General features: G+C 43.3%; 28 protein-coding genes, 1 pseudogene and 1 other annotated feature. Of the genes and pseudogenes, 9 read left to right on the top strand and 20 right to left on the bottom strand.

What is annotated here, in order from left to right; all coding sequences use genetic code 11:
- Positions 1–73 precede the first annotated feature (73 nt).
- The gene (locus NST74_RS06365; protein ID WP_341111008.1) at positions 74–622 is read left to right on the top strand and encodes a GNAT family N-acetyltransferase; all 549 of its coding nucleotides are present in this window, start codon (positions 74–76) and stop codon (positions 620–622) included.
- 53 nt (positions 623–675) lie between these two features.
- Here the strand turns inward: NST74_RS06365 and NST74_RS06360 are convergent, their stop codons facing one another.
- On the bottom strand, positions 676–1,398 hold the full coding sequence (locus NST74_RS06360; protein ID WP_341111007.1) for a DsbA family oxidoreductase: 723 nt from the start codon (positions 1,396–1,398) through the stop codon (positions 676–678).
- Positions 1,399–1,668: 270 nt separating this feature from the next.
- Between NST74_RS06360 and NST74_RS06355 the strand changes: the two genes are divergently transcribed.
- The 3 genes and pseudogenes from NST74_RS06355 to NST74_RS06345 all read left to right on the top strand — a co-directional run.
- Positions 1,669–2,601 (top strand): glycosyltransferase family 2 protein, encoded by a 933-nt coding sequence (locus NST74_RS06355; RefSeq protein ID WP_341111006.1) that lies wholly within the window; start codon positions 1,669–1,671, stop codon positions 2,599–2,601.
- 177 nt (positions 2,602–2,778) lie between these two features.
- Positions 2,779–3,885 (top strand): FAD:protein FMN transferase, encoded by a 1,107-nt coding sequence (locus tag NST74_RS06350; protein WP_341111005.1) that lies wholly within the window; start codon positions 2,779–2,781, stop codon positions 3,883–3,885.
- 193 nt (positions 3,886–4,078) lie between these two features.
- A pseudogene (locus tag NST74_RS06345) lies at positions 4,079–4,504 on the top strand (chromosome condensation regulator); the annotation flags it as partial.
- Positions 4,505–4,583: 79 nt separating this feature from the next.
- Here NST74_RS06345 and NST74_RS06340 read toward each other — a convergent pair.
- The 3 genes from NST74_RS06340 to NST74_RS06330 form a co-directional block, all read right to left on the bottom strand.
- Positions 4,584–5,294 (bottom strand): HAD family hydrolase, encoded by a 711-nt coding sequence (locus NST74_RS06340; RefSeq protein ID WP_341111004.1) that lies wholly within the window; start codon positions 5,292–5,294, stop codon positions 4,584–4,586.
- A gap of 37 nt (positions 5,295–5,331) precedes the next feature.
- Complete coding sequence (locus NST74_RS06335; RefSeq protein WP_341111003.1) at positions 5,332–5,793, bottom strand: GNAT family N-acetyltransferase; 462 nt, start codon at positions 5,791–5,793, stop codon at positions 5,332–5,334.
- A gap of 103 nt (positions 5,794–5,896) precedes the next feature.
- Positions 5,897–6,403: a metallophosphoesterase family protein gene (locus NST74_RS06330; protein ID WP_042125020.1), complete on the bottom strand. Its 507-nt coding sequence runs from the start codon at positions 6,401–6,403 to the stop codon at positions 5,897–5,899.
- Positions 6,404–6,679: 276 nt separating this feature from the next.
- Between NST74_RS06330 and NST74_RS06325 the strand changes: the two genes are divergently transcribed.
- Together NST74_RS06325 and NST74_RS06320 are read left to right on the top strand one after the other, a co-directional pair.
- Positions 6,680–7,486, top strand: a complete 807-nt coding sequence (locus NST74_RS06325) for a DNA-binding protein (protein ID WP_341111002.1) — start codon at positions 6,680–6,682, stop codon at positions 7,484–7,486.
- Positions 7,487–7,500: 14 nt separating this feature from the next.
- Positions 7,501–7,650 carry a hypothetical protein gene (locus NST74_RS06320; protein WP_341111001.1) on the top strand — a complete coding sequence of 50 codons (150 nt, stop codon included), beginning with the start codon at positions 7,501–7,503 and terminating at the stop codon, positions 7,648–7,650.
- 84 nt (positions 7,651–7,734) lie between these two features.
- Here the strand turns inward: NST74_RS06320 and NST74_RS06315 are convergent, their stop codons facing one another.
- From NST74_RS06315 to NST74_RS06285, 7 genes are all read right to left on the bottom strand, one after another.
- On the bottom strand, positions 7,735–8,928 hold the full coding sequence (locus tag NST74_RS06315) for an anti-sigma factor (protein WP_341110999.1): 1,194 nt from the start codon (positions 8,926–8,928) through the stop codon (positions 7,735–7,737).
- Complete coding sequence (locus tag NST74_RS06310; RefSeq protein WP_042125017.1) at positions 8,921–9,424, bottom strand: sigma-70 family RNA polymerase sigma factor; 504 nt, start codon at positions 9,422–9,424, stop codon at positions 8,921–8,923. The genes NST74_RS06315 and NST74_RS06310 overlap by 8 nt, the downstream gene beginning before the upstream one ends.
- 197 nt (positions 9,425–9,621) lie before the next feature.
- A complete protein-coding gene (locus NST74_RS06305) occupies positions 9,622–10,614 on the bottom strand; it encodes a siderophore ABC transporter substrate-binding protein (RefSeq protein ID WP_341110998.1) in 993 nt (330 codons plus the stop codon).
- A 122-nt stretch (positions 10,615–10,736) separates the two neighbouring features.
- Entirely contained in the window at positions 10,737–11,492 is a 756-nt protein-coding gene (locus NST74_RS06300) for an iron ABC transporter ATP-binding protein (protein ID WP_341110997.1), read from the bottom strand.
- Entirely contained in the window at positions 11,486–12,430 is a 945-nt protein-coding gene (locus NST74_RS06295) for an iron chelate uptake ABC transporter family permease subunit (RefSeq protein WP_341110996.1), read from the bottom strand. Before NST74_RS06295 ends, NST74_RS06300 begins: the two co-directional genes overlap by 7 nt.
- Before the next feature lie 2 nt (positions 12,431–12,432).
- On the bottom strand, positions 12,433–13,380 hold the full coding sequence (locus tag NST74_RS06290) for an ABC transporter permease (RefSeq protein ID WP_060624871.1): 948 nt from the start codon (positions 13,378–13,380) through the stop codon (positions 12,433–12,435).
- Positions 13,381–13,607: 227 nt separating this feature from the next.
- On the bottom strand, positions 13,608–13,868 hold the full coding sequence (locus NST74_RS06285) for a YqkE family protein (protein WP_076121701.1): 261 nt from the start codon (positions 13,866–13,868) through the stop codon (positions 13,608–13,610).
- A gap of 91 nt (positions 13,869–13,959) precedes the next feature.
- On the opposite strand from NST74_RS06285, the gene NST74_RS06280 reads away from it, so the two are divergent.
- A complete protein-coding gene (locus tag NST74_RS06280) occupies positions 13,960–14,304 on the top strand; it encodes a winged helix-turn-helix transcriptional regulator (protein WP_341110994.1) in 345 nt (114 codons plus the stop codon).
- Positions 14,305–14,322: 18 nt separating this feature from the next.
- Here the strand turns inward: NST74_RS06280 and NST74_RS06275 are convergent, their stop codons facing one another.
- Both NST74_RS06275 and NST74_RS06270 read right to left on the bottom strand, forming a co-directional pair.
- A complete protein-coding gene (locus NST74_RS06275) occupies positions 14,323–14,826 on the bottom strand; it encodes a GNAT family N-acetyltransferase (RefSeq protein ID WP_341110993.1) in 504 nt (167 codons plus the stop codon).
- A gap of 21 nt (positions 14,827–14,847) precedes the next feature.
- Positions 14,848–15,693 (bottom strand): SDR family oxidoreductase, encoded by an 846-nt coding sequence (locus NST74_RS06270; RefSeq protein WP_341110992.1) that lies wholly within the window; start codon positions 15,691–15,693, stop codon positions 14,848–14,850.
- Between the two features lie 293 nt (positions 15,694–15,986).
- Here NST74_RS06270 and NST74_RS06265 point away from each other — a divergent pair, with 293 nt between their 5' ends.
- On the top strand, positions 15,987–17,081 hold the full coding sequence (locus tag NST74_RS06265) for a M24 family metallopeptidase (protein WP_341110991.1): 1,095 nt from the start codon (positions 15,987–15,989) through the stop codon (positions 17,079–17,081).
- A gap of 262 nt (positions 17,082–17,343) precedes the next feature.
- Here NST74_RS06265 and NST74_RS06260 read toward each other — a convergent pair whose 3' ends face one another.
- On the bottom strand, positions 17,344–18,210 hold the full coding sequence (locus NST74_RS06260; RefSeq protein ID WP_341110990.1) for a GNAT family N-acetyltransferase: 867 nt from the start codon (positions 18,208–18,210) through the stop codon (positions 17,344–17,346).
- An 80-nt stretch (positions 18,211–18,290) separates the two neighbouring features.
- On the bottom strand, positions 18,291–18,413 hold the full coding sequence (locus NST74_RS06255) for a hypothetical protein (protein WP_341110989.1): 123 nt from the start codon (positions 18,411–18,413) through the stop codon (positions 18,291–18,293).
- A gap of 56 nt (positions 18,414–18,469) precedes the next feature.
- Positions 18,470–18,704 (bottom strand) — a binding site (T-box leader).
- Between the two features lie 198 nt (positions 18,705–18,902).
- On the opposite strand from NST74_RS06255, the gene NST74_RS06250 reads away from it, so the two are divergent.
- Entirely contained in the window at positions 18,903–19,682 is a 780-nt protein-coding gene (locus tag NST74_RS06250) for an alpha/beta fold hydrolase (protein ID WP_341110988.1), read from the top strand.
- Between the two features lie 73 nt (positions 19,683–19,755).
- Here the strand turns inward: NST74_RS06250 and NST74_RS06245 are convergent, their stop codons facing one another.
- Genes NST74_RS06245 through NST74_RS06225 form a run of 5 tightly spaced genes read right to left on the bottom strand, consistent with a single transcriptional unit; the run spans position 19,756 to position 23,988 of the window.
- Positions 19,756–20,721: an NAD(P)H-dependent flavin oxidoreductase gene (locus tag NST74_RS06245; protein WP_341115840.1), complete on the bottom strand. Its 966-nt coding sequence runs from the start codon at positions 20,719–20,721 to the stop codon at positions 19,756–19,758.
- A 6-nt stretch (positions 20,722–20,727) separates the two neighbouring features.
- A complete protein-coding gene (locus NST74_RS06240) occupies positions 20,728–21,531 on the bottom strand; it encodes an energy-coupling factor transporter transmembrane component T family protein (RefSeq protein ID WP_341110987.1) in 804 nt (267 codons plus the stop codon).
- The gene (locus NST74_RS06235; protein WP_341110986.1) at positions 21,524–22,381 is read right to left on the bottom strand and encodes an ATP-binding cassette domain-containing protein; all 858 of its coding nucleotides are present in this window, start codon (positions 22,379–22,381) and stop codon (positions 21,524–21,526) included. Before NST74_RS06235 ends, NST74_RS06240 begins: the two co-directional genes overlap by 8 nt.
- Positions 22,366–23,166 carry an energy-coupling factor transporter ATPase gene (locus tag NST74_RS06230; RefSeq protein ID WP_341110985.1) on the bottom strand — a complete coding sequence of 267 codons (801 nt, stop codon included), beginning with the start codon at positions 23,164–23,166 and terminating at the stop codon, positions 22,366–22,368. The genes NST74_RS06235 and NST74_RS06230 overlap by 16 nt, the downstream gene beginning before the upstream one ends.
- A complete protein-coding gene (locus NST74_RS06225) occupies positions 23,167–23,988 on the bottom strand; it encodes an SDR family oxidoreductase (RefSeq protein ID WP_341110984.1) in 822 nt (273 codons plus the stop codon).
- Between the last annotated feature and the right edge of the window lie 2 nt (positions 23,989–23,990).

Genomic DNA, 23,990 nt, shown 5'->3' with positions numbered 1-23,990 from the left:
TTTGTAGTGTGTAAAACATGATTTAATAAGAACTCTCCATTCCAGACGAAATCGTGTGTATGTTAAGCTCAACATGAATTTTAAAGGAATGGATGAGGAGATTATGTACATCGAAAATGGAAATTTAGTCATTCGCAATGCAACAGCAAATGATGTCCCCCGGTTATGCAGTTGGTGGAACGATGGAAGGCTTATGGCACATGCCGGTTTTCCTAATGGTATCGGCTGCACAGAGCAAGATATATTGGAGAAACTTTTGGCTGACACCGATCTTAATCGTCGCTTGATACTGGACATCGATGGTGTTCCAATAGGAGAAATGAATTACAGAAGCATTGCCGACGGCACTGCAGAGATTGGCATCAAAATCTGTGATTATAATGAACAGGATAAAGGCTTTGGAACTGTATTTTTAACTATGTTGATTAACTTCTTATTTGAGAATATGGGATACCACACAATCGTTCTCGATACCAACGCCAAGAATTCAAGAGCTCAGCATGTATATGAGAACATCGGCTTTCGTAAAGTTGCCCTTCATTTGAATGCGTGGAGAAATCAACTAGGAGAATGGCAATCTTCTATTGATTATGAATTAACAAGAGCAGAGTTTCGGAACTAAAAAAAGAAGAAATGGAAACTTCTCCATCTCTTCTTTTCCACACTATACGGACTTTATATATTGCAAGATCCGTCCGCGCAGCCATCATCTGTAGATACGTCAGTTTTTCCTTTACCAACCACTTGCAGTGTTGGTCCCGCTTGCTCCTCCGCCCACACGGTATCCAACACCTCTGTAAATACTGGTCCTGGCTGTGCACCAGATAACGCATATTTATTGTTGAACACGAAAAATGGTACACCTGTAATATTCAGACGGCTTCCTTCTTCGATATCGCCGTTCACTTCAGCTGTGTATGCATCTGTCTCCAACATTGCCGTTACTTCTGCCTGATCCAGCCCTACCTCAGCAGCAAGTGTAGCAAGTACACTACGATCACCAAGATTTAATGAATCCGTAAAGTAGGCGCGTAGCAGACGTTCGGACATTTCTGCACCTTTTCCTTTTGAGCTTGCAAAGTGACTCAAGCGGTGACTATCGAAAGTATTCGTATGCTTCATCGTATCGAATTGAAAATTCAATCCCACATCTTGCGCTTGCTCAGCTAGCTGTGCGTTCATTGCTTTTGCTTTTTCAATCGTCATACCGTATTTGGAAGCAAGCATCTCATGAATACTCTTTGTCTCATTCACTTTTGCGTGTGGATCTAGTTGAAAGCTACGGAATACTACCTCTACTTGATCACGGTTCGCAAATTGACTCAGCGCATTCTCCAAACGTCTTTTACCAATATAACAAAATGGACACGCATAATCGGACCAAATATCTATTCTCATGAAAAAACCTCCTAATATTATTGTTCATTTGTAGCTGCTTAACTAGATTGATAACTAAATATTCGTCGCTTACTATTATATAGTTAAAAACCGAAAAATACAAACTTAACTTTTATTAAATAACTCTTATTAGACCTGAACCCCAACTAAAAGTATACAAAAGTGGTATATACGCTCTTCTTCAGGACCGATAGAATGAAAGTAACTATTTCGCCGGAAGACTGCATTCAGAGTAGCGGACGAAAGAAGTCCTGAAGGGGGATTTAAGATATGTATGATCTATCTATAGTGATTCCTACCCGTAACCGAATTAATGATCTTACGGTGTGTATAGAGTCCATTGGCAAGCAGACAAATCTTGAGGATATCTCCATCGAGCTATGGATTGTGGATGACGGTGAGATCCCTGAGGACAGATTAGCCTATTATCGTGAAATACTAACTGAATTACCGCAGGCTGAACTGCATTATCATCGTAAAACTAAGCCTGGCCTCTGGCTTTCCCGTTACGAAGCGCTAGGACTTATTCATGCAGAAATTGTACTCCACTTAGATGACGATGCAGAATTAGATAACCCCTTATATATTCGACGACTGCTAGATACTTATGCAGCCGATGATTCCATTGTTGGTGTCGGTGGTGTAGCCAAAGGCATACATAGTAGCATGCCAAGCAGGCTATTCGGTATGCTAACCGGACAAATGTCCGGATCACCAGGCAGATTGTCGGCAAGTATGTTTGCAGGCTCGCAATTCCTTTGGGGAGAGAAGAAGCATGTATTTGAAACGGATTTTTTTCACGGCTGCAATATGTCCTTCAAACGCTCGGCACTGCTTGATATTAAACCCTATCCATGGATGACAAGCTATTCCATAGCCGAAGATATTTATTTGTCTCATTTGGCCAGCCGCTATGGCAAGCTTGTGATTAACCCCGCCATGAAAATCATCCATCATGAGTCGCCAGGCTCTCGCGATAAGGCGGGCATTGTAGCACAAGCTACAGCCGTTAATCACTACTATCTGCTCAACTTGCGTAAAGCTCCGTTTATGAATTATGCTGCCTTGATCTGGACACTGTCATGTCTGACGGCTAAAGCAACCTTAAAGCGGAATTTCAAAGCCGTTAGCGGATATGCCAAGGGCATCCTCTTCGTATTAAATCCTCGTAAGAATAAATACAGTGAATATATGCTTGATTAATTAGCATTGTTTTATTCTAAATCTTCTGCGTTGCTCCGAATCAGGATACGGGGCTTTTTTTGCTATGGTGACCGATTTATCCCTTAATCTGTCATGAAATTAATTTCCATCAACCTGATATCTAGGTTATTATAAGTAATGATGTGGTTTAGAAACTAACTTTATGGATGGTGAAATATGTTCAAGAACAAAAAAACGACGCTGATCCTCGTTGTAATTGTCATCGTCGTCATAGCTGTCGGTGCTTGGCTAATTACTAAGGATAAAGACGATAAAACAGCGGGAACTACGGGTAGCGCAACAACATCCGGAAAAGGAGAGGAAAAGTCTCTCTCACAAACTTTTTATATTTATGACACTGTTGTGAATATCAAAGTGTTCGGTGCTACAGTAGAACAAAAAAATATGGATGATATCCAGCAGATGCTGGAGCGAATGGATATGGAGCTTAGCCGCACCAAAGAAGGTGGAGAGACTTACGCAATCAATCAGGCAGCTGGAAAAGAAGCGGTTGTTGTTTCTGACGAGACCCTGGATGTAATTAAACAATCCATACAATACGCAAAGGAAATGGACGGGCTATTTGATCCTACAATCGGTCCGTTAATCGATCTTTGGAATATCGGTAGCGGTGGAGATAAAGTCCCTCCCCAAGCTGAAATTGATAAAGCGAAGAGCCTAACCAATTACAAGGACGTTGAAATTGATGAAGCTGCGAAAACTGTAAAGCTGATGAAGGAAAATATGGTGCTAGATCTGGGCGGCATTGGTAAAGGTTATGCTGCTGACCGTATCGCTGATTATTTGAAAGAGCAAGGTCTAAATAGCGCTATGATTAACCTCGGAGGCAGCAGTATTATTGCACTCGGTAAGAAGCCAAACGGAACGGAATGGAATATCGGATTGCAGGATCCGGATCAAAGCCGCGGCACACAGCTAGGAACTATTAAAATCTCAGATGAGGTCATCGATGCTTCTGGTGTTTACGAACGGTATTTTATGCAGGACAATGTTCGTTACCATCATATCCTTGATCCACGTACAGGATATCCTTCTCAGAACGGTCTCAAAAGCCTTACCATTATGAGCCCGAATGCAACAGATGCAGATGCCTTATCAACGGGGGTATTCTTGATGGGAATTGAAGAGGGTATGAAATATCTTGAATCTTTACCTGAAGATGTGGAAGCTTTCTTTATTACCGACGACAACAAAATCTATGCCACCTCAGGTATTAAAGAAAGAATGAATCTGACGGATCCAACGTACAGCTTCGCAGACTAAATAAAAAAAGCTTGCCCCATAAAGCCGAAGCCGGCTTTCTAGGGAGCAAGCTTTTTTTATAGATCTGTCTAGGAGCAGCGGGAAGGACGCCTCTCTCTCAGTTAAACATACGAACAAGAAAGAACTATGGTTTAATAAAATTAACCTCGGAAACATCTACATCAACAAAGGAACGAAATTCATGAACCTTGTGAGACCCCTACCTTCCATAACGGCTGGCTATCGTCATACCGCCCTGCTTAAATCAGACGGTACTGTGACGGCTGTGGGGGTGATAATAAATATGGCCAATGTGATGTAAGCGGCTGGCACAGTAGTTGCTGTGGGTCGAAATCATGAAGACCAATGCAATATAAGCGACTGGCACGGTATTGTGGCTATATCAGCAGGTAGTCATCATACCGTTGGCCTTAAAACAGACGGTACTGTAGTTGCTGTAGGCTGGAATAAACACGGCGAATGCAATATAAGTGACTGGTGCGATATTGTGGCGTTTGCGGCGGGTTGCACTCATACCATCGGACTCAAAACGGACGGTACGGTGGTTGCTGTGGGTAATAATGAACAGGGTCAATGCGATGTACACAACTGGCAAGGCATCCAACTACCAAAAAATTAGTTTTCAAAATTATTAATACATAAAATAATGAAAGCCATGCGCCAATTTCTCTCGCATGGCTTATGTTTTGTACCTCCTCTTACACAAGAGGAAGCTCGCCAAATTCCTTATAATTAGTAAAAATATAACTAGGTTTATGATCCGTAGCCGGTTGTCTGCCTCTCGGATTGTACCAACAAACCTTCCATCCAGCCGCAAGCGCTCCAACTACATCATTAGCCCAAGTATCCCCTATATAAAGCGAGTTCTCCGCCAAAGTGCCTGTCTTTTGGTTTGCATGTACGAATATTTCCGGATCTGGTTTAGCAAGACCTACAGCATCAGAAATAAAGATCATATCCTCAGGAATAATCTGATCTAACCCTAATCCCACAATCTTATTCATCTGATGATCCTTTGGTCCATTCGTAATAATGCCTACCTTATGGCCGTCCGCAATGAACCGTTCAAGGTGCTCACGCACGCCATCAATCATTTGAATAGTGTATTGTCGTCCAATATATGCCGCTTGTACCGCCGAAGCTTGGTCACGATCAATCTGTAACCCATACTCTGCAAAAGCAAGCTCCAACCGCCGCACTCTTGTCTCTTCAAGCGGAATCTCACCGCGCAAATACATCGGCCATAATACATCGCTATGATGTCTCACTTTATAGAATAATTCCGCAAAGTCCAGACAATTCTCATCTGGGCGGAGCACTTCACGCACTGCTTCTTTAAAAGGAACCAGATGATCATATAACGTATCATCGAGATCAAAAAAGATTGCCAACTTATGACTTGTTTCCACTTTAACGCCCCTTACTCATCTTTCTCTCTAGCTATCTTCAGAAAAAAAGGTTATAGGTATAAAATTCATCATCTCGAAGGTATCCATGCGCTTCATACAAACGCTGCGCACCCACATTCTCTGTCATCGTTGTCAAGGACAAGCCCTTCGTATTCGTAGAGAGAGCATGGTCTCTAGCACTGTCCAGCAGTTTGGAACCTAGGCCATGCCCGCGCAGTTCCTCAGTAACGAACAAATCATTCAGGATCCAGAGGCGCTCCATCGTAACTGATGAAAAAGAAGGATAGAGCTGTGTGAAGCCCCGCGCGCGTTTCTCAACGCCTTCCCCCTCAACCACCATAAGGATCACAGATTCATTCAGCTTTAGCCTGTCAACTAAGAAGGCGCGTGCACCTTCCCGATCTGAGGCTGCTCCATAAAATACTCGATACTCATCAAATAATGGGATGAGCCATTCTAAATCATCCAGAACCACTCGTTTTATACGATAGTTATTCATCCTCAGCGCTCACTTTCCGGCTTCGCCCGTTTTAACCTCATTGTAAATGGTTACCGAGCCGTTCACCATGGAGAGAACGCCGAATGATTTGGACAATTGAGCCTTATTCCTTTGAATCGTAGAACACATGCCGGGCACTAACTTTACCCGCTTCGATATCTAAAATTCCGAAAGAATACAATTTCTCACGCCGCTTATCTGTAGGAGAACCTGGATTAAATAGCAGGATACCATTCTCCTCTCTTAGTAAGGGCTGATGTGAGTGACCAAAAAGAATACAATCCACCTCATCATTCGCAAAAGCAAGCAGGGCATTTCCATCCGTTCCTTTGCGAGAATGTGGCGTATGTCCATGAACCATTCCGATTCGGATTCCCTCAAGAGTAATGATCTTGCGTTCTCCGAAACGCTCAATGATCTCATCGCCATCATTATTTCCGGCAATACCTTCTACCGGTGCTAATTTCGTCAGTAAATCATAGATCCCCATACTCACCCAATCACCGAGATGTAGAATTAAGTCCACATTTTGAAACTCTGCAATCAGCGCCTTTGGCAGAGACTTAGCCATTCTTGACATATGTGTATCAGATACGACTCCTACTTTCATTAATCTCATCTCCTAATCTATCATACTCAACTTTTGTTATCTCACATATCCATAAATCTAATATTCAAATAATTGTACGATTTGCTTAAGCGAGAAGCAAGTTCTGTGACTTCTTCCGCTCCCTTTCCTAACATCAATTTCCCACAATTTATGATATAGTTCATATACTTCCAATGACAAAATGAGGAACAATGATCTTGTAAACAAACCCATAATTTGTTTATTGTTGAATATTACGGAAATAGTTAGTCACTTTTGACGGAAGGATGGATCATTTTGGAGTTGGATCTTAACGGGATCAATGCTGATTCACTGGTTCAGATGCTTAAGGCATCATTTACCCTTGAAAACTGGGACGGTATCCTCCAAATCGCCGATAAACTATACAGCGAGATTAATCACTTCTACAGCATAAATCAGCGGGAAAGCACCGACGGGCAGAAGGAGAGCGACTTCGGGTTAAAACGCAGCATCGTCTATTACTTCGGATTTTCTATGTGTTTGAAAGGGATTGCGCTTGAGAAGATGGGCCGGTATGAAGAGGCTAGAGAGTGCATCTCGAAGTATGAGGAATTGGGATGGATTAATGATATGGACGCAGGCGGCTGGGCAGAGGTTGAATATTATAGTGAAATTGCCCGAGCTAACCGATATGTGATTGATCTGAACGAGGGGAACACAGAAGTTCTACCGGATTATCTGGTTTTCCTGCGGCATAACTACGAAGAGCTCCTGCCTGGCATGACACATATTCTGGAGTCCGCGATCAAGCATGAGTACAACGTCGATGAGGTGCTGATCGAGTTCAAAGAGCAGATCGAGTCGATGGAGGAATATTACGAAACAAAAAGGAATATTCGTTATTACTTAGATTTCATTTACTTAAAGGCAAAATATTATTCCTTAAATGGGAACATATATGACGCTATAAATATGCTTTCATATGCTATGGCATCATCCGTTAATTTTAAAGATGATACAGGGTTCCGCAAGTCAGCGGCTCTCTTTGAGAAGCTCCGGAATCAGACAACCCCAGAGCAGTTGGACAAGTACCTTGGGTTGATGGAACAAATACTAGTCTAGGGAGGATTTTAAAAATGAAGAAAAAAGTATCTATGCTAGCCTTGATTCTGGTTGCTTTGCTAAGTGTTAATGGTGCGATAGTTAGCGCCGACGGAGACTTCACCGCCACGGCCAAGGTTCCAAGCGGCGGCATCATCCCTATGAGCCATGGGGTAGACCATTAATTAATTCAATAATTGGACGAGCCCCTGCAACCTATGCAGGGGCTCGTTTGTCATGTTCATCAATTAAATTTTGTTCCAGCACCATTAGGACTCTCGATCCTGCCAATTCCATAGTCTTACTTCCCCCACATGCAAATCGCTGACCCATGTTTCTTCCTTCAGCTTAAGCAATTCTTTCACCGGACCGGTTACTACAGCTCCATATAGCCTAACTCCGTTCTTCTCCAAATAACTAATGGAATCATCCAAATCAATAAACGGAATTACCCTGTCCGCGATTGATTTATGCTCTTGCATCAAGTGCAGCGTCTTGAGGAAGTTTGCATTACGCAGTTCACCATCACCATATGACTCAACAGATGGTGAAACACTTGAACGGCTAGTCACCCCTCCGAACCATCCTCGCTTCTCCTTTGATTCCTGGATCACTTTCATATCATCATCATGCCAAATAGGCATATACGGAAAACCTAATGGATCATTTACGACTGGCTGTCGTGTCCGTGGACCTGTATCTGCTGCAAACCACAAAGGCTGAAGATTCTTAGGCTCAAACTTCTTCAACAGCTCATCTGTCGTAAAAAATTGATCAAAAGACAAGTACGCTTCCGCTACTGTTCCTTCCGGCAGCTTCTCCAATCTCTCCCACTCATTGCTGTTATCCATACTGTTTGTCGCAGATTGATTCTCCTGTGGATACACAAAATAATAACCTACACTTCTACTATCATCCGTCCATGAATAGTTGTAGAGCCTAGCCCACCCAAATAGGAGCTTCATTGAATAATCCCCGACAGTAATTTGTTCATCTCCCACTTGTTTCTCTATCTTGCTTGTCAGATTCATGCTAAAAAATGGACCGGTACCACTACTCAAATGTACAATTGTATTCGGCTGTGAGACAGCAATAGCGGAAGAAACAACATCACTATAAGTCTCTCCTCTTTCTCCAGTGCTATAAAATATCGCGGTGATGACACTGCTGATAATCAAGAAAATTAAAAACGCAGAAATTACCGTTAAAGTATTCGATATCCGAGCTCTCCATTTACCCCAGCGGATGATCTTTTTTTCCTTGCCAGGTCTGTTTCTTTTACCCTTGCCGAATTTTATGTTCTTATCCTCACTTGAAGCCCGCTCTTCTTCACCCATCAATTCATCCAGATAAGCCTGATAAGCTTCCATCTTCTCTAACTCCCGCTCCACTTCATCTCTATCCTCGTCAGGAAGAGTACCTTCCCCATACCTTTTTAATTTCTCCTTGAATTCCTCACTCATGCTCATTCCTCCTCCGTTCCGCTTCACGCAGCTTCTGTCTGGCTCGAAAGATCAATATCTTATATTGGGACAGGCCCACATTCATAATGTCCGATGCTTCCAGATAACTAAGACCATGAAAATCATGTAGTAGCAGTGCATGCCTCTGATTATCCGGTAGCTCACCTATCGCAATCCTCATCTCTTCCCAACGTTCCTGCCGAAGCAGCGTGCTTTCTGTGGTATCTGGATGAGCAAGCTGTTTAAAAAACTCCTCACTCTGAACAGTACTACGTCCTTCCTTCCGCTTATAATCTACGAAGGCGTTGTACGCGACACGGAACAACCATGGCTTAATCTTCTCGTCTTTACAATCCTCCAAATATAAATAAGCACGGTAAAAGGTCTCCTGCATTAAATCTTCGGCCGCGTGATGATCACCGCAAAGGGAGCGCAAATAGCGGTAAATATCCATCACATACATCTGATATATTTCATCCAGTGAATTTCGCTTCATGCACTCCCCCCTTAACCTAACCACGTATGCCAACATAAAAAGTTACAGTTAAATTCAACAACTAGTATGAATATACCAGTAATTCTATTGAAAAAAGCAAAAAAAGCCTGCTGACAAGGAGCTTTACTCCTGCCAACAGGCTTGTTAATAACCATCTGGGAATCATTTAATCGTTCAATTTCCCCGAGTTGCTCTGCTTACAGAACAACCTCAACTTCTTTGAGCATTTCGCTAACAGAAATCAAACCGCCACCGGACAAGTACCAGTAGTTAGGATCTAGGTAAATGATTTTACCGTTTTTAAAAGCATTTGTGTTCTTCACGAGATCGTTCTCAACCGCATCTTTCGCTGAGCCAGATTTGCTGCCATCACTCTTCACAGCCGCATCTCTATCTACTACGAACAGATAATCCGGATTCTTGTCGGCTACATATTCGTAAGATACGCTTTGACCGTGAGTGGATACTTCGATTTTTTCATCCGCTTGTGCAAATCCGAACACGTCATGGATAATACCGAAACGGGAACCAGAACCATACGCACTGATTTTTCCTTCATTGGCAAGAATAATAAGCGATTTTTTGCCGTCAGCTGTAGCTTTCTCATTCAGAGCTTTAATGGAGTTATTAATAGACGCAAGCTCAGTTTCTACTTCAGCTTCCTTGCCAAAAATTTGGCCCAATGTTTTCACATTCTTCGTGAAGGATTCCATGTAATTTGCATTATCTACAGCAACGTACAGTGTAGGAGCAATTTTGCTGAATTCTTCATAAGAATCTTGCTGTCTGCCGGAAATGATGATCAGATCTGGAGAAAGACTGTTGATTTTTTCGAAGTCAGGCTCTTTCAAACCACCGACATTCTCATATTTGGCATCGCTATATTTAGAGAGATAAGAGGGTACATTACTTTGAGGCAATCCTGTAACCTCTACGCCCAGTTTATCCAAAGTATCTAGTGTACCGAAGTCAAATACAACCACTTTCTGTGGGTTGCTCTTAATCGTAATTTCTCCAAGCTCATGTTTAATAGTAAGCTCTTTTGATTCTGTAGCCGGTGCAGTAGTAGCTTCATTATTGCCTGCCGCTGCTGTATTATTATTTGAAGTTGCTGCATTATTGGAGCCACAGGCCGCCAAGATTACGGCAAGAAACACTGTCATGATTAGTAAAGATACGTTCTTCTTCAATGTGTTCACCCCTAAAATTTATAGTCATGCTATTTGAATTATTCGCGTATACGTCAGGAAGCTGGCGCCTATCACTTCTAGCGTTACGTCATAATAATTTCCGAATATAAGCGGCATCATATTTAGAAATAGACACCAATTTTACGACCACCTATTGTTTCTATAGGGATATCCATGTCATATACATCCCTAAGTACTGCTGTATCAATAATTTCATCCACCGTACCCGATGAAGCTACCCGCCCATTCTTGAGCGCTACAATGTAGTCAGAGTAACAAGAAGCGAAATTGATATCATGAATGACGAGCACAATCGTCTTGCCCTTCTCTTCTACCAATCGGCGTAACACCTTCATAATTTGTACAGAATGCTTCATATCCAGATTGTTAAGTGGCTCATCGAGCAAAATATACTCGGTATTCTGAGCCATAACCATAGCAATATAAGCTCTCTGACGTTGTCCACCGCTAAGCTGATCGATATATTTATCCTGCATTTCCTGTAGGTCCATGTAAGCAATCGCTTCGTCAACAAACGCTCGGTCTTCCGCTGTGAGCTTCCCTTGTGAATAAGGGAACCTTCCGAAAGAAACAAGTTCCTTCACGGTAAGACGTACGCTGATATGATTGGACTGCTTTAGCACCGATATTTTACGAGCAAGTTCATTGCTTTTACACTTGCCAATTTCCTTTCCTTCGATCAGTACTTCTCCCGCGTCTTTGGAGATAAGTCTACTGATCATGGAGAGCAACGTGCTTTTACCAGCTCCGTTAGGGCCGATAAACGAGGTAATGGCACCTTTTTTAATGGATAAAGACACATCGTCAACGACGGTTACTCCGCCATAACGCTTGGTTACATGCTTAACTTCTACCACGACTTATTCTCCTTTAACAGCAGATAGACAAAGTAGACGCCACCTGCAAAATTAATGATTACACTAACCGTAGTAGTGAATCCAAACACACGTTCAACTAGAAACTGTCCCCCGACAAGCGCAATAATACTTAGCAAAATCGTGCCGGGAATCAGATAGGAATGCTTATACGTACGGAACAGCTGATGTCCCACATTGGCTACTAATAAACCCAAGAAAGTGATCGGTCCTACTAAAGCCGTTGATATCGAAACGTAGATAGATACAATAACTAGCAGCCTTTTGACTACATAGTCATAATTGATCCCTAAGTTGATCGCTTCATCTTTCCCTAGAGAAATAACATCTAAATACTTTACAAATCGCATGAAATACAACGTAGTAAGCGCTAGAACAACTGTAGACAATATCAATAGATCACTGCTGACATTGTTAAAGCTGGCGAACATTTTCCCTTGTAAAATCAAGAATTCATTCGGATCAATCAGCACTTCCATAAAAGAAGACGCGCTCTGGAACATCGTCCCCATAATAAGTCCTACGAGCAGCAGGAAGTATATGTTTTGACCCTCTCTGCGGAACATTAGCTTATACAGCACACCTGAGAACAGAACCATGATGCAAGCTGAGAACAAGAAATTCACATTTTTATTCATAAACGTCATATTTGATGAGCCTAGGGCATATACACCGAACGTCTGGATCAACATGTACAAAGAGTCTAGTCCTAGAATACTAGGTGTCAAAATACGATTGTTCGTAATGCTCTGAAAAACTACGGTAGAAATAGCTATCACCGCTCCGGTGATTAGAATCGCAGCAAGCTTTTTCCCCCGACTGGGTAGAACATAATCCCAATTGCCCATAACATGGTAGGTCATAAACAAGACGATGAGAGCAACAGCGCTTAAGGATAATATAGTTAGTTTCGTCTTCATCACTAATTCGCCTTTCTTCTCATCAGCAAGTAGATAAACAGACCACTTCCGATGACGCCTACCGTGAGACTGATTGATATTTCGTATGGATATATAATGAGCCTGCCCAGAATATCACAGAACAGGAGGAACACCGCACCGAGAATGGCAGTATGCGCCAGATTTTTTTTCAAGTTATCGCCTATGTATAGTGTTACTATGTTAGGTACAACAAGACCCAGGAAAGGAATTGTACCTACGGTTAAAATAACTACTGAAGAGATTAACGCTACAATCACCAATCCTACGTTCACAACCGCTTTGTAGTTCATACCGAGATTAACGGAGAAATCCTCCCCCATACCGGCAACGGTGAACTTATTGGCGAAAACATACGCAAGAATGACAAGTGGAATACTGATATAGATTAATTCGTATTGACCCTTAATAATCGTTGAGAAATCGCCAAGCATCCAAGACGAGATATTCTGAACCAGATCATTTTTGTAAGCAAAAAATGTAGTAATCGAACCTACAATGTTCCCGAACATGAGTCCGACCAGCGGGATGAAAATACTATCCTTGAATTTGATTCGATCCAAGATTCTCATAAATATAAATGTTCCCAGTAGAGCAAAAACAAAAGCAACGAGCAGCTTCTGCATAGGCGTCGCCCCTGTGAACAGCATCAGGGACACGAGAATACCGAATTTCGCGGAATCCATCGTGCCCGCCGTAGTGGGAGAAACGAATTTATTTCGAGATAATTGCTGCATAATTAATCCGGCAATACTCATGCTTACACCAGCTATAATCAGTGCAGCTAAGCGTGGAATCCGGCTGACCAGCAGAGTCTGTATCTGAGATTCCGTAAGCGAAAAAAGATCCAAAGGTGAAATGTCTTTTACGCCTATAAACAAAGATATAAATGAGAAGACTATTAGAAGTAGGGACAAATATTTTAGTTTCATGAGTTGTTCCTTATCTGTTTAATAGTTAAATCGTTGAAATAGATGATTATCGGTACTGATAATGATTTTCATTTGCACTATTTACGATTATACCTAAGCCCACTTGGAGGGTCAACCCTTTCGTATAGTAAAATTTAAAACAATTAAATTTATAAATAACTTTTAAAAAAAGAGACACCACGTGGGCATCTCTTAATCTCATGATCTATTTTCGCTAGCTATAGTAGTTATTTATACTTACTCCAATCCTGATTACTGTTCTCCAGCAGATGTGCAAAATCATTCTCAAGCCGCTTTTGTTCAGCTTTTCGCTGATCCTCTACCGCCTTACGAGCAGCTTCCTTGCGGTCATTCTCTTCCGCTTTCAGCGCATCAGACTGTGCCTTCAGCTTTCCTAGAACATCACTGCTCAGCAGGTCTTTTAGCGTAGCTGGTCCATCGGTCGCAGCAGGACGCGGAGTAGTTGGCATTTTCTTTTTTTTAGCCACGGTCAATCATCCCTTCTAGTAATGAATTAATTTGGAATTTGTTTAAATTATTGGTCTTTTCGTTTATAATGTTCACTAAGAGGTGAGCCATATGAAGTCCACAGATTTATGTCCCCAACTACAAAAAAGTATGGATATTATCGGCAGGCGTTGGACAGGTTTGATCATCTACCAGCTCCTCCAAGGACCACAACGTTTCAATGTGATTGAAGCAGCTTTGCCCATTAGCGGAAGGTTACTCTCCGAACGGCTTAAAGAGCTGGAACTGGAAGGAATCGTTCTTCGAGAAGTATTCCCTGAGACACCTGTGCGAATCCAATATTCCTTAACAGATAAAGGACTTGCCTTAGAAACAGTCATCCGGGATTTGCAGCGTTGGTCAAAAATATGGATTGATTGTGACACAAATAACGTAAGCTCAACACTTAAAATGTAAGCGTTTCAATTATGAATATTAGATTTTAAGTCCTACGATCATTAAATCACGTTCTATACCATCCAGTTCAGCCACACCAGGCAGCAATCCCCACTCTTCAAAACCAAATTTCTTCAGTAAGCCGAGGCTTGGATCATTATGTCCAAACACAAAGCCAACTAAGTTCTTAATGCCAAGACTAGGGGCTTTCTCAATAGCCTCTGTAAGAAGAATTCTACCGGCTCCACCACCACGGAACTTTTCACTTACGTATACACTAATTTCTGCTGTTGCATTATACGCTGGACGACCGTAGAAGGATTGAAAGCTGAACCATGCCGCAATTTCATCCCCCTGCTTAAGTACCCACAAAGGGCGATGATGGCTGTTATGTTCAAGGAACCATTTTTCTCTGTCTGCAACAGTAATTGGTTCCAGATCCGCAGTGACCATCCGTCCAGCAATCGTTGAGTTGTAAATCTCCACAATAGCTGCTAAGTCTGCAGGTGTTGCATCTTCAATCGTGCTATTCTCCCATTTCATCCCTTGATTCCTCCAAATGTGTTAATTATTTAGGGCGACCTGCTCCTGGCTCCATTGCCACAGCCGCTGCGCCTCTTGTCTATTCTGCGCTCTGGGAGACAGCTGCTTAATCTTTCGTCGATAATAATATTGTCCTGTTACTTCACGAAGCTCAGGTGCCGTTGCCAAATAAATCGCTGTATCGGCTCCTTGCTCGGGTGTTAAGAAGAAGTAAGACAGCAGCTTAAGGATCGACTTGCCGAAGCCCATCTCTCGGTTCACACCGATATTCGTGCCTACTGCTCCTGGATGTACGCAATTCACAGTCACCTTTGTACCATGAAGACGCAAAGCCAGCTCCCTTGTGAACAAAATATTAGCTAGCTTGGATCGAGCGTAGGCTTTGGCGGGATTGAAACGGCGTGCGAGGGTTGGATCTTCATAGTGAAGTGCACCTATTTTGTAAGCACCGGAAGCAACGACCACGATACGGCCTTGCTCTGCTGCCTTTAAAGGCTCAAGTAACAGATTCGTAAGCAGAAAATGCCCCAGATGGTTTACACCAAGATCCATCTCAAAGCCATCCTTCGTAAGCTGACGCTTAATCGTAACTACCCCAGCGTTATTGATGAGTATATCTAGAATCGGATATTTCCGGGTGAATTCCTCCGCAAAACTACGAATGCTCTCCAGCGAGGCCAGATCACACAACATCAGCTCGATATCCTCAGAGTGGCTCTTTTGTTTGGCGGCAGCAAGCGCTTCTTCTCCCCGCTGGCGATTGCGGCATACCATTATTACTTTGGCTCCCTTGCGAGCCAGTTCAACTGTCGTCGCTAGCCCCATTCCGGAATTTGCTCCAGTTACAAGTGCAACTTTACCTTTCATCCCAAGAATCACTCCTTTCTCAACAACCGTACCCCAATAAGCTTCCACCTAACCTTACGAGAAGTATATTTAAAGTTTATGTTACACCAACTAGTAGTCTCAAGAAAAGCTACATCTCACGATTAATGGTATAGATGAAAAAATATGCGTTATTGCTTAAGGTTAAGTTCTAGCATAGGGATGTCATGATTAGCCAACGATAGGTGTAGTTCGTCATGTGCGTCTAGTCTATTTTTGATCTATAATAAGAATATTGCGGTTCTAATCTTGAAGTTGAAAGGGGAATACCAACTATGAATAACGCTCTGACAAGCCTAGAGCAGCAAATGGCGAGTGAAGGACTTGATGCCCTCCTCGTAACAGATCCCAAACATGTCTACTACTTAACCGGATTCGCCAGCGATCCGCATGAACGCTTCCTGGGTCTACTGTTGATACGTGGAGAGGAGCCTATGCTGATTCTACCCGCACTAGATGCGGAAGCAGCTCAATCCGCTTCTTCAGTCACCAAACTCCTAACCCACAGTGACACTGATAACCCCTATAACCTGCTTAAGGATTGTTTCGGCAGCAGTAAGATAGGTACTCTTGGCATAGAGAAGGAACATTTCTCAGTAGCCCGTTTTGAACATTTAACCGCTGCCGTTCCAGCGGAACGATTTAGTGATATTGGTCCATTGCTGCGCAGCATGCGTTCCAAAAAAACTCCAGATGAAGTTAAGCGCATGAAGCATGCCGCTGAGCTAGTTGAGGAAGCTTTGCGCCGCGTGCTTACCCATGTAAAAACAGGCGTTACAGAAAACGATCTAGTAGCTGAGCTAGAGTATCTAATGAAAAAGGTTGGCGCTTCCGGCCCTTCCTTCGACACCATGGTGCTTTCTGGTCCGAAAACTGCCCTGCCTCACGGTGTCCCAGGTAACCGGGTCATTCAGCCAGGTGACTTCCTGATGTTTGATATCGGGGTATATGCTGATGGCTATGCTTCCGATATTACACGTACCTTTGCTATTGAGTCCGTGGATGACAAGCTTGTCACGATCTACAACACCGTGCTGGCTGCTAACGAAGCTGGGATCGCTGCTTCCAATCCTGGAGCTCCTTTCGGTTCTGTCGACAAAGCTGCACGTGACGTGATTGAAGAAGCCGGATTCGGAGAATATTTCTTGCACCGTGTCGGACACGGACTGGGTATGGATGTACATGAATATCCATCACTCCATGGACAGAACGATGACATTATCGAGATCGGCAACGTGTTCACCGTTGAGCCAGGGATTTATGTACCGGGACTAGCGGGTGTGCGTATCGAAGATGATCTGATTATTACAGCTGAAGGTGCGGAGACCTTAACAAGCTTCCCTAAGGAACTGACTATTCTTCATTTGTAGAAAAGAAAATATAGACGTAGTTCATTTGAGCCCAATATTGATACCAAGAGTATCCGAAAAATATTAGAATCAAAGATAGCCCATCCTTAATAAGTTGGAAAAGAATCACTTTCAACTTACTGTGATGGGCTTTCTCTTTTTCCCGCACCATACTCGACTTATTCAGACCCTTTCAAAACCATAATCCCTTTCAACATTTCATCTGCTATTTCCGCATATTGGTTATCTCCATCAGTTGACTTTGCCTGTCCGCATCATTCTACTATTCAAATTTTAACTGGAGCGAATCACAAATTGGCATATAGCCTATCTTTTGGTAGATGCTATTAGATGTGGGATTTGCTAAGTCCGTATATAAGACACACTTAGTAAATCCTTTATCCAATGCAAGTTGGCTTATTTGCGCCACAATCGAAGTAGCATAACCCTTACTGCGCTCATATGGAGGCGTATATACAAATGCCACGCCAATAGCCGTCTGCATTACCCTTGTATATCCTGCCATAGAAACGGGTATCCCGTTGTCCTCTAAAATATAGATTTTTTTCGATGCTATCCGGTAGAGGTAAGGGTCTGCATCTTGCGGGATAGACATTTCTGTTTTGCCATAACTCTCCGCTGCATAAAATGCTTCAGCCCAGTATGGGAAAAAGTGAATATCCTTTTCATCCAGCAATCGAACGATACCAACCTTTTGAATATCTGGATTTACTGCCGTAAGTTCATATATACGTTGGCTCATGGTTGTTTTAAAAGTTAATCCCTTGCGCAAGGTATATTCTTTGGCAAAATACTCTGCCAAGTTTTTTTCGGTTGTCACACCTGGAATTTCACGATCTTTCAACCCATCTATCAGACAGTTTATAGCTTCTGAGTTAATTTTGTTGTCCGTTGCATAAAGCGTAATATTGTGTGGCGGTGTCATTATGGCGGTAAGTTGTATGCCCTTAGCATCCGAAATAGTTGCCATAAGCCAATTTACAGGGTCACGCCAGTCTGTTTTGTCTTTTCCTTCATGCCCAATTATGATATTGCCAAGAGGAATCAAATTTTGTGCTTCATGACGCATCAGCACATCATAGGTATCGATGTAAAACTCATGCACATCCGTATACAACTTGAATTGCATTATAATATCCCCTTTCACCTGCTCAACGTTTTTCCGGATTTTTCGAAACTAATCGTTCTTTCTTACGGTTTGCTGATTTATCAAAAGTACTCCTGCTCTTTAACCCTGCCTGTTGAACTGCACCACTCCTTACCCAAAGCTTCAGCATGATCAATTTTAACTTGCCGTAATGTCAAACGTTCTGTAACCATCAATTTACTCATTCGATAACCCTCCAATTTAATAATTAATTTATGAAAACGCAAAAAAACCCCATCCCATTTGGGACGGAGTTGCTCCGCGTTACCACCCTGATTGACGTTAGTAATAAACGCCCACTTAGCCATCGTCCAACAACGATGCTTCTTTGTAACGGTAGAATCCCGGGCCCATCTACTATAATTCGGGGGCCAGCTCTGAGGTGATTTTCCGATTCGGATACCCGCTGCCTCGCACCAACCGGCAGTTCCCTGAACGGCATTTCCGTATCTACTTGTCCTCTTCATCGTATTTGGTAATTATTAATTAAGCTCAATATAAGATATTTGCAAAATTCTGTCAACAACTCAAACAACAACTGCTAAAGGAACTGCTATTCCGCAGAAATCTCTTCGTACTATTCTAACCCCAATTTGACGCCGAAATTAGGCATCAACCTTGCCTAGGGCGAATATCTTAACTGGGAAGTAAATTTATATAATGAGGTGATACTCTTGGGATACTTCGTTACTGTGGAACCGGGCGTAAAAGTATTTATAGAGGACATCAATCCGAAGGGAAATAAAACGATACTTTTTATTCACGGATGGCCGCTAAACCATAAACAGTTTGAATATCAGTTCAATTTCCTTCCTAGGCTCGGATATCGTTGTATCGGAATGGACTGGAGAGGATACGGCAATTCGGATAAACCATTCGAAGGTTACGGTTTCGATAGATTAGCAGATGATCTTCGTATGGTCATCGAGGCGTTACAGCTAAAAAACATAACACTGGCAGGACACTCTACCGGAGGCGCGATCTCGATTCGTTATATGGCTCGTTATAAAGGGTACGGGGTATCTAAACTCGTCCTGATCGACGCTGCGTCTCCATCAAGCGTTCCAAAAGAATTCACGAATAAAATCATCGAAGATACAAACAATGACCGTCCAAAAATGCTGCAAAACCAAACGGAGCTTTTTTTCTTTCAGTACATTTCTGAACCGAAATCCGAATGGTTCTTTCTAATGGGTTTACAAGCTGCGAATTGGTCGACTTCCGCCATTATGGTCACGCTAAGAGACGAGAATGTTTACAACGATCTTGGACAGATCGATGTGCCCACATTAATTATTCACGGAATTCATGATAAAGTCGTTCCGTTTACCCAAGCTCAGGAAACAAATAAGCTGATTAAAAATTCGCAATTAGTTCCATTCCAATACAGCAGCCATTGCCCTTTTTTGGAGGAGCGTGATAGATTCAACCAACTATTATCTTCTTTTGCATAACGCCTCGCCAATCTAATACCTTAACCTTCAGTTTATTATTTCATCTTCTAGATACAACTGCTCTGCTGGCTCCTCACGCCTGCATTCCCCACATCCCACGAATCAATTCTGCCTCTTTAGCCATCCTGCCGACTAACTCTGAGACTGTAGGGATATCATGGATCATTCCTGTCACTTGGCCTGCCCAGCCGAGGCCCTCTTCTTTGATGTCATCATAAACCCAGCGCTTGTTGGCTGCGCCGCTGATGTATTCTTTTAAGGCCTCATAGGTCGGTGTCATACGCTCGACTTCAAGAATAATGTCGCTGTATTCATTGCGTAATACTCGCGCGGGTGCTCCGATAGATCGTTTGATTACGACTGTATCTGACTCAGAGCTTTCTACTAAGGCTTTTTTATAAGAAGCAGCCGCATGAACACATTCAACCGTAGCAATGAAACGCGTGCCCATTTCGATTCCCTCAGCCCCCAGTGCATGGGCAGCCATCCATCCGCGGCCATCCCCGATCCCGCCTGAAGCAATCACAGGAATTTCAACCGCATCCACTACTTGGGGCACGAGCACCATAGTCCCAACATCATCACGTCCCAAGTGTCCTCCTCCCTCTTGCCCAACAACAATAACCGCAGAAGCGCCTAATTGTTCAGCTTTTTGGGCTTGTCTACGTGAGGAGACGAGCACCAGCGTTTTAATATTCGTAGACCGAAACATTTCCAGCATGGGGGCTGGGTTTCCTCCGGTGATGCTCACGACGGGAACCTTCTCGTCGATGGCGATCTGCACCCGATCTTCATAACCAATACCATGCATACCGATGGCAAAATTAACACCAAATGGCTTGTCCGTCAAAGTACGTACCCGTTCTATTTCTGAACGTAAAGCCTCTGCACTCGGAAGACTCATCGCTGTGACTTGACCCAATCCACCAGCATTCGAAACTGCAGCCGCGAGGTCTGCATAACCTAAATAAGCAAGTCCACCTTGAATAATAGGGTACTCTATGTGCAATAACTCCGTAATACGGGTGTTCCATTTCATCTTCATCTACACCTTTCCTATCTTTAACCCAAGCAGAATCACAGCGAACAACAAGGCAACTCCCCCAGCTAGATAATCCATTTGTTGCAATTGTAATACCCTATAAGAAGTTCTCCCTTTACCATTTCCATAAGCACGCGCATCAATCGCATAACTCAGCTGTTCAGCACGTTGAATCGTCGTGAAGAGCAAAGGAATAATGATCGGGATATAAGCAAATATCCGTCTAGGCAGCGATAATGCTGTAAGATCATAACCTCTTGCCTTTTGTGCGAGAAGAATTCGATCCAGCTCCTCCTTGATGGTAGGAATAAACCGAATCGCAATCACTATCATTAAAGAGAGTTGTTCTACGGGTACCCCCGATTTGGACAGAGGAGCTAACAGCTTTTCAAGACCATACGCTAAGTCTAGCGGTTTAGTAGTTAATGTTAATATTGAGGCTAATAAGATGAGCAATATTATACGCCATACAAAACGTAATCCCGTTCGCAGTCCTTCTTCAGTCACCTCAATAAATGACCATGACCAGAGGATCGTTCCTTTGGTGAACACAGCATTATACACAAAGGTAAACAACAAAATAAATAATAGCGGGCGCAGCCCTCGCCAGAAGAAATGAAAAGGAACCTTTGAAAACAGTAAAATTCCGAACACAAAAAAGGTTGCAATAGCATAGCTAAGACCTGTTCCAAGCGTTAGAAAGCTCAGCATGAGAATCACGATACCAACAAGCTTTGTACGAGAATCTAAACGATGGAAAATCGAATGCGTCTCCACATATTGACCCACTAATACGGAATCAGTCATGCTCATGCCCCCTCGAATGCCAAATCGGCAGAACAGCATCGAAGATATCCTGCTCTTTACAGCTACAAACCTCTATTTTTTGACCAGATAGTTCCTCTACTAGCTTCAATAGCTGTACGGGTTCAGGCATGGACAGCCCCAGTTCCACCAATAATGCTTCCTTTTCCAGAAATAATGTTCTGGGGTTATAATGCCCTTTTAGCTGACCTTTGTGAAAAACCATCACCTCATCCGAGTACTCGGCAACATCATTCATCTGGTGCGAAACGAAGAGAAGGGTGCGCTGGTCTTGTTGTTGCCATGATTTCAGCAGCTTCAACAAAGATACTTGGCTGGCTGGATCGAGCCCCGCTGTTGGTTCATCCAAAATTAGCAGCTTCGGATTCGTCATCAGCACAGAGGCAATAGCCACACGGCGCTTTTCTCCACCGCTTAATTGGAATGGATTTAAAGGGAGAATCTCCTCTGACAGACCTACTTCCGGCAAAATCCTTTCAATCGCCTCTGTAATTTGCTGACTTGAAGCCCCCTGCAGATTTAGAGCAAAAGAAAGCTCCTTATACACCGTGGTTTCGAATAGCTGATGCTCCGGATATTGAAAGACGAAGCCCAGCTCAGGGACGACCTTTAATTGTCCTTTGGCATCTCTGGGAGCAGGCTGCTGATCAATTGAGTAGTCGCCTTTTACGGTGGGAATCAAGCCCTTCAGCACTTTGACAAAGGTAGACTTTCCTGCGCCCGTTGGACCGATAATCGAAATCCATTTGCCCGCTGTAAGGGTACAGTTTACATCGTGCAAAGCCACATGATCGGCATAGTTCACACTTAAATGATTTAATTGGTAGACCATTGTGATCGAACTCTCCCCTTCCAATCTGCTGTTGGCGGCGCTGCTGAATGGAGTAATGCTTGTACACGCACTGCAAAGGGCAGTTGTAATTGATAGTCCACAACAGGCATCGTTTCAAAAAAAGCCAGTGGATCGCCGTCAAACTCAAGCCGCCCTTGATGCAGGAGTAATAATCGTTCTGCTGAAAGCACTTCCTCCATATGGTGAGTGATCTGAATAATGGTCAGACCTTGTCGATGCAGCTCTTGCATGATGGAAAGCACCTGCTGTCTTCCATGAGGATCAAGCATAGAGGTGGCCTCGTCAAAAATAATGACTTGCGGGCGCATCGCCAGTATAGCGGCAATAGCAACACGCTGCTTTTGACCTCCAGAAAGCTGATGTGGCATAGCATCCAGATAATCCTCCATATGAACAGCCTGCAAGGCATCCTCCAATCGGCTGCGCATTTCCTCCCTTGGCACACGAATATTTTCCAAACCAAAAAGCACCTCATCCATAACGGTTGTGGTGATAAATTGATCCTCTGGATTCTGAAAAACAAAGCCGATTTGCTGATGAATTTCTGTAAGATCAGCTGGATTTGAGGTGTCTAGACCCTTAAATAGTATCGACCCTTTTCGCGGCAGCAGCAAACCGTCCATTAGCTTGGCAATGGTTGATTTGCCAGAGCCATTAGCGCCAACAATCGCCACAAATTCCCCCGCTTCTATTGTAAAGCTGATATTCTCTAAGACGGGCTGACCCTTTTTATAATAAAAATGAACTTGATCGAAGGTAAGCAATTATTCACTCCCCTTTTGACGGTGCCAAGCAGCGAAAAATGCCTCAATGCTGTTTTCGGAAAAGGCAGGCGCAGGCTTCTCCCATTTCGTCACCTTTGATCCATTCACAGCAAAGATTTCACCGGTTAAATCCGCGTCGGTCTCGCTTAATACTGCATTTACGAAGGTAGCAATATCCTCTGGAGCGCCTATTCGCCAAAACTCCGGGAACGGCTCATTACGGCTGGCATGTTTCTCTTTCAAATGATCAATGACAGGTCTGGTCATATCTGTTAAAGCGGCTGGTGAAATCGCATTTACCCTAATCTCGTCACGTTTCAACTCCGCTGCAAGTGTCCACATCATTCCGAGTATTCCAGCCTTGGCTGCACTATAATTCACCTGACCCACGGAGCCTGTTAACCCAGCGGTGGAGGTCATCAACAGAATATCACCGCCTGTCTGACGCATATGCGGTAGTACGCGTTGAATGCTGTAATAGGTGCCATTTAAATGCACATCCAGCACGGCCTTCCATTCTTCATCTGTCATCCGTAGACACTTCTGATCCTGCAAATTGCCAGCGTTCGCTATCAACACCTCAATATGGCCGTATTTAGCAATAACCTCTTCAACCATTACAGAGACCGCAACTGGATCTGCTACATTCGCAGAGTATCCCGATGCTTCACCGCCTGCCTGACGAATCTCGCGCACAACCTCATCGATTAAGACTTGTTTTGTGCCATTTACAGCCACTTTATAACCGGACTTGCCAAGCTGCACGGCGATACTGCGCCCGATCCCTCTTGTCGCTCCAGTAATTAAGGCTACTTTGTTCATGA

Source organism: Paenibacillus sp. FSL F4-0125, from assembly GCF_038008565.1.
Lineage (GTDB): Bacteria > Bacillota > Bacilli > Paenibacillales > Paenibacillaceae > Paenibacillus_AQ.
Note: the sequence above shows the minus strand (reverse complement) of the source record. Positions and strands in the feature narration are given on the sequence as shown.

What these genes read in the sequence shown, in the direction of transcription:
- NST74_RS06365 (WP_341111008.1), top strand. Translation starts at nt 74, where the DNA reads ATGAATTTTAAAGGAATGGATGAGGAGATTATGTACATCGAAAATGGA.
- NST74_RS06360 (WP_341111007.1), bottom strand. Translation starts at nt 1,398, where the DNA reads ATGAGAATAGATATTTGGTCCGATTATGCGTGTCCATTTTGTTATATT.
- NST74_RS06355 (WP_341111006.1), top strand. Translation starts at nt 1,669, where the DNA reads ATGTATGATCTATCTATAGTGATTCCTACCCGTAACCGAATTAATGAT.
- NST74_RS06350 (WP_341111005.1), top strand. Translation starts at nt 2,779, where the DNA reads ATGTTCAAGAACAAAAAAACGACGCTGATCCTCGTTGTAATTGTCATC.
- NST74_RS06335 (WP_341111003.1), bottom strand. Translation starts at nt 5,793, where the DNA reads ATGAATAACTATCGTATAAAACGAGTGGTTCTGGATGATTTAGAATGG.
- NST74_RS06330 (WP_042125020.1), bottom strand. Translation starts at nt 6,403, where the DNA reads ATGAAAGTAGGAGTCGTATCTGATACACATATGTCAAGAATGGCTAAG.
- NST74_RS06320 (WP_341111001.1), top strand. Translation starts at nt 7,501, where the DNA reads ATGAAGAAAAAAGTATCTATGCTAGCCTTGATTCTGGTTGCTTTGCTA.
- NST74_RS06315 (WP_341110999.1), bottom strand. Translation starts at nt 8,928, where the DNA reads ATGAGTGAGGAATTCAAGGAGAAATTAAAAAGGTATGGGGAAGGTACT.
- NST74_RS06310 (WP_042125017.1), bottom strand. Translation starts at nt 9,424, where the DNA reads ATGAAGCGAAATTCACTGGATGAAATATATCAGATGTATGTGATGGAT.
- NST74_RS06295 (WP_341110996.1), bottom strand. Translation starts at nt 12,430, where the DNA reads ATGAAGACGAAACTAACTATATTATCCTTAAGCGCTGTTGCTCTCATC.
- NST74_RS06290 (WP_060624871.1), bottom strand. Translation starts at nt 13,380, where the DNA reads ATGAAACTAAAATATTTGTCCCTACTTCTAATAGTCTTCTCATTTATA.
- NST74_RS06280 (WP_341110994.1), top strand. Translation starts at nt 13,960, where the DNA reads ATGAAGTCCACAGATTTATGTCCCCAACTACAAAAAAGTATGGATATT.
- NST74_RS06275 (WP_341110993.1), bottom strand. Translation starts at nt 14,826, where the DNA reads ATGAAATGGGAGAATAGCACGATTGAAGATGCAACACCTGCAGACTTA.
- NST74_RS06270 (WP_341110992.1), bottom strand. Translation starts at nt 15,693, where the DNA reads ATGAAAGGTAAAGTTGCACTTGTAACTGGAGCAAATTCCGGAATGGGG.
- NST74_RS06265 (WP_341110991.1), top strand. Translation starts at nt 15,987, where the DNA reads ATGAATAACGCTCTGACAAGCCTAGAGCAGCAAATGGCGAGTGAAGGA.
- NST74_RS06260 (WP_341110990.1), bottom strand. Translation starts at nt 18,210, where the DNA reads ATGCAATTCAAGTTGTATACGGATGTGCATGAGTTTTACATCGATACC.
- NST74_RS06255 (WP_341110989.1), bottom strand. Translation starts at nt 18,413, where the DNA reads ATGAGTAAATTGATGGTTACAGAACGTTTGACATTACGGCAAGTTAAA.
- NST74_RS06245 (WP_341115840.1), bottom strand. Translation starts at nt 20,721, where the DNA reads ATGAAATGGAACACCCGTATTACGGAGTTATTGCACATAGAGTACCCT.
- NST74_RS06240 (WP_341110987.1), bottom strand. Translation starts at nt 21,531, where the DNA reads ATGACTGATTCCGTATTAGTGGGTCAATATGTGGAGACGCATTCGATT.
- NST74_RS06235 (WP_341110986.1), bottom strand. Translation starts at nt 22,381, where the DNA reads ATGGTCTACCAATTAAATCATTTAAGTGTGAACTATGCCGATCATGTG.
- NST74_RS06225 (WP_341110984.1), bottom strand. Translation starts at nt 23,988, where the DNA reads ATGAACAAAGTAGCCTTAATTACTGGAGCGACAAGAGGGATCGGGCGC.